This window comes from Pseudomonas agronomica (genome assembly GCF_025917275.1).
Lineage (GTDB): Bacteria > Pseudomonadota > Gammaproteobacteria > Pseudomonadales > Pseudomonadaceae > Aquipseudomonas > Aquipseudomonas agronomica.
Window position 1 is genome coordinate 1 of the sequence record NZ_JAOSHO010000480.1, and the last position, 3,728, is coordinate 3,728.

Annotated in this window: 2 protein-coding genes; both read right to left on the reverse strand. The window is 63.6% G+C overall.

The window, feature by feature from the left end; genetic code table 11:
* Nucleotides 1-30: 30 nt before the first annotated feature.
* Nucleotides 31-1,776: an N-acetylglutaminylglutamine synthetase gene (ngg, locus tag OC610_RS23035; protein WP_264431083.1), complete on the reverse strand. Its 1,746-nt coding sequence runs from the start codon at nucleotides 1,774-1,776 to the stop codon at nucleotides 31-33.
* 3 nt (nucleotides 1,777-1,779) lie between these two features.
* Entirely contained in the window at nucleotides 1,780-3,552 is a 1,773-nt protein-coding gene (locus tag OC610_RS23040) for an N-acetylglutaminylglutamine amidotransferase (protein ID WP_264431085.1), read from the reverse strand.
* Nucleotides 3,553-3,728 lie beyond the last annotated feature (176 nt).

A 3,728-nucleotide genomic window follows, 5' to 3' on the forward strand; every position in this document is an offset into this window, starting at 1 on the left:
AGCGGGAGCAAGCTCCCTCGCCACAAGACCTCAGGTCACCGCCTGGCTATGGGGAAACAACAAATCCACAAAACGCTCGGCGGTGGGCTGCGGTTCGTGGTTGGCCAGGCCGGCGCGTTCGTTGGCTTCGATGAACACGTACTCCGGTTGATCGGCCGCAGGGACGAGCAGGTCCAGGCCGACCACGGGAATGTCCAGCGCTCGCGCAGCACGCACCGCTGCATCGGCCAGGGTCGGATGAAGAATGGCGGTCACGTCTTCCAGGACGCCACCGGTATGAAGGTTCGCCGTGCGTCGCACGAAGAGATGTTCGCCCGCCGGCAGCACGCTGTCGTAGTCATGGCCGGCGGCGCGCAAGGTACGTTCGGTCTCGGCATCCATGGGGATTTTGCTTTCGCCGCCCGTCGCCGCCTGCCGTCGTCGGCTCTGGGCTTCGATCAGCGCGCCGATGCTGTGCTGGCCATCACCGATCACTTCCGCAGGACGACGGATCGCAGCCGCGACCACTTCAAAACCGATCACCAGGATGCGCAGGTCCAGCCCTTCGTGGAAACTTTCCAGCAACACGCGGCTATCAAAGCGCTTGGCGGCTTCGATGGCGGCCTGCACCTCCTCGATCGTGCGCAGATCCACCGCGACGCCTTGGCCCTGTTCGCCGTCCAGCGGCTTCACCACCACGCGCTCGTGCTCGTCGAGAAAGGCCAGGTTGTCATCGGCATTGCCCGCCAGTTGTTGTGCCGGGAGATTGAGGCCGGCGTTCTTCAATACCTTATGCGTCAGGCTCTTGTTCTGGCACAACGTCATGCTGATCGCACTGGTCAAGTCGCTCAGGGATTCCCTGCAGCGAATCCGGCGGCTGCCATGCACCAGGGTGAACAGCCCGGCCTCGGCGTCATCCACCTGCACTTCGATGCCGCGGCGGTGCGCCTCTTCGACGATGATGCGGGCATAGGGATTGAATTGCGCCTCGGGGCCGGGCCCGAGGAACAGTGGTTGGTTGATGCCGTTCTTGCGCTTGATCGCAAACGTCGACAGGTTGCGGAAACCGAGCTTGGCGTAGAGGTTTTTCGCCAGGCGATTGTCGTGCAGCACCGACAGGTCGAGGTAGCTCAAGCCACGGCTCATGAAATGCTCGATGAGGTGGCGCACCAGCACTTCGCCTACGCCGGGACGTGGACAGTGCGGGTCCACCGCCAGGCACCAGAGGCTGCTGCCGTTTTCCGGGTCGTTGAAGGCTTTTTGGTGATTGAGGCCCATCACGCTGCCGATCACCGCACCGGTATCGTCGTCCTCGGCCAGCCAGTACACCGGGCCGCCCTGGTGCCGTGGCGTCAGTCGCTCCGGGTCGATGGGCAGCATGCCGCGAGCCTGGTAGAGCTGGTTGATGGCCTGCCAGTCGGCGTCACTTTGGGCGCGGCGAATCCGGAAGCCGCGAAACACCCGCGTGGCTTGGCGGTAATCGCTGAACCACAAGCGCAGGGTGTCGGAAGGATCAAGGAACAGTTGTGTCGGCTCCAGGCCCAGGACCTGCTGGGGCGCGGCGACGTACAGGGCGATATCACGCTCGCCGGGTTGTTCGTTGAGCAGCTCGCGGGCCAGGCTCGCCGGATCGGGAAACGTATGGCCGATCAATAGGCGGCCCCAGCCGCAATGGACTGCGATCGGATCAGCGCCCAGTTCGCTGCCGTCTTCGGCCAGCCGCGCTTGCAAGCGTTCGTAGGACGGCGGCTGGCCGCGCAAGAGTCGTTGGTTGTGAAGCGTTGTATGGGGTTTCATCGATCAGATTCCTTGCTCGCTGAGCCACAGGTTCAGCGCCGCCAATTGCCACAGCCGCGAACCGCGCAACGGCGTGAGCTGGCCGTTGGGGTCGGTCAGCAAACGGTCCAGCATGGTCGGGTTGAACAGGCCGCGATCCTGGCTCGGATCCAGCAGCAGTTCACGGACCCAGGCCAGGGTATCGCCTTCCAGATGCTTGAGACCCGGCACCGGGAAATAGCCTTTCTTGCGGTCGATGACTTCGCTCGGGATCACCCGGCGGGCGGCCTCCTTGAGCACATGCTTGCCGCCGTCGGGCAGCTTGAATTTCGCCGGTACCCGGGCGGAAAGCTCCACCAGCCGGTAATCGAGGAACGGAGTGCGCGCTTCCAGGCCCCAGGCCATGGTCATGTTGTCGACGCGTTTGACCGGGTCGTCCACCAGCATCACCGTGCTGTCCAGGCGCAAGGCCTTGTCGACGGCGGCATCGGCGCCCGGTTGGGCGAAGTGTTCCTTGACGAAGTCTCCGGCCGCGTCGTTGGCGGTGAGCCACTTGGGCTGCACGGTGGCGGCATATTCTTCATAGCTGCGGTCGAAGAAGGCCGCGCGATAGGCCGCGTACGGATCGCTCGCCCCGTCGACCTGCGGGTACCAGTGATAACCCGCGAACAGCTCGTCGGCGCCCTGGCCGCTTTGCACCACTTTGCAGTGCTTGGCCACTTCCCGCGAGAGCAGGTAGAAGGCGATGCAGTCGTGGCTGACCATGGGTTCGCTCATGGCACGGAACGCGGCGGGCAACTGTTCGATGATTTCTTTTTCATCGATGCGCAACTGGTGATGGCGCGTGCCGTAGTGCTTGGCGATCAGGTCCGAATACTGGAACTCGTCGCCGCGTTCGCCACCGGCGTCCTGGAAGCCGATGGAAAACGTCGACAGGTCCTCGACGCCGACCTCGCGCAACAGCCCCACGAGCATGCTCGAATCCACACCGCCCGACAGCAGCACGCCGACATCGACGGCGGCGCGTTGGCGGATGGCGACTGCTTCGCGGGTGCTGTCCAGCACACGTTCGATCCAGTCTTCCAGGTTGAGGTTTTGCTCGTCGGCCCTCGGGCCGTAGGGCAGTGTCCACCAGGTTTTTTGTTCGGTGCTGCCATCTGCGTCGACGCGTATCCAGGTGGCCGGGGGCAGTTTTTCGACGCCGGCCAATAGCGTGCGCGGCGCCGGGACGACCGCATGGAAATTCAGGTAGTGATTGAGGGCGACCGGGTCGAGCACCGGGTTGATGTCGCCGCCCTTGAGCAATGCCGGCAACGCGGAGGCAAAGCGCAAGCGCTGGCCGGTGCGTGACAAGTACAGCGGTTTTACGCCGAGACGGTCGCGGGCGATGAACAGGCGTTTGGCGTCGCGTTCCCAGATGGCGAAGGCGAACATGCCATTGAGCTTGGGCAGCAGGTTCTCGCCCCAGGCGTGATACCCCTTGAGCAGCACCTCGGTGTCGCCGCCGGAGTAGAAGGTGTAGCCCAAGCCTTCGAGTTCGGCGCGCAGTTCCGGGTAGTTGTAGATCGCGCCGTTGAATGCCAGGGACAGGCCCAGTTGATTGTCGATCATCGGCTGGGCCGAGCCGTCGGACAGGTCCATGATCTTCAGGCGTCGATGGCCCAGGGCAATCGGGCCCTGGCTATGGAAACCCCACGCGTCGGGGCCGCGAGGGGCCAAGTGATGGGTGATGCGCTCTACGGCCGCAAGGTCCGCAGGTTGTTGATCGAAACGTAACTCACCAGCTAATCCGCACATAAGTCCTTACCGGTTTTTCCGTTGGGGAGGGGTCAAGCCATACCCGCCGAAAGGGTGGGTACTCTGGAACTGACCGGTGGGATGACTGTGAGTTTTATATCGATGCGTTATAAGTCGACGGGTGGGGAGCGCACGCTCCTCAAGACTGACGCCCCCTGTGGGAGCGAGCTTGCTCG

Coding starts and splice junctions, on each gene's coding strand:
- OC610_RS23040 (WP_264431085.1), bottom strand. CDS start 3,552: ATGTGCGGATTAGCTGGTGAGTTACGTTTCGATCAACAACCTGCGGAC.
- ngg (WP_264431083.1), bottom strand. CDS start 1,776: ATGAAACCCCATACAACGCTTCACAACCAACGACTCTTGCGCGGCCAG.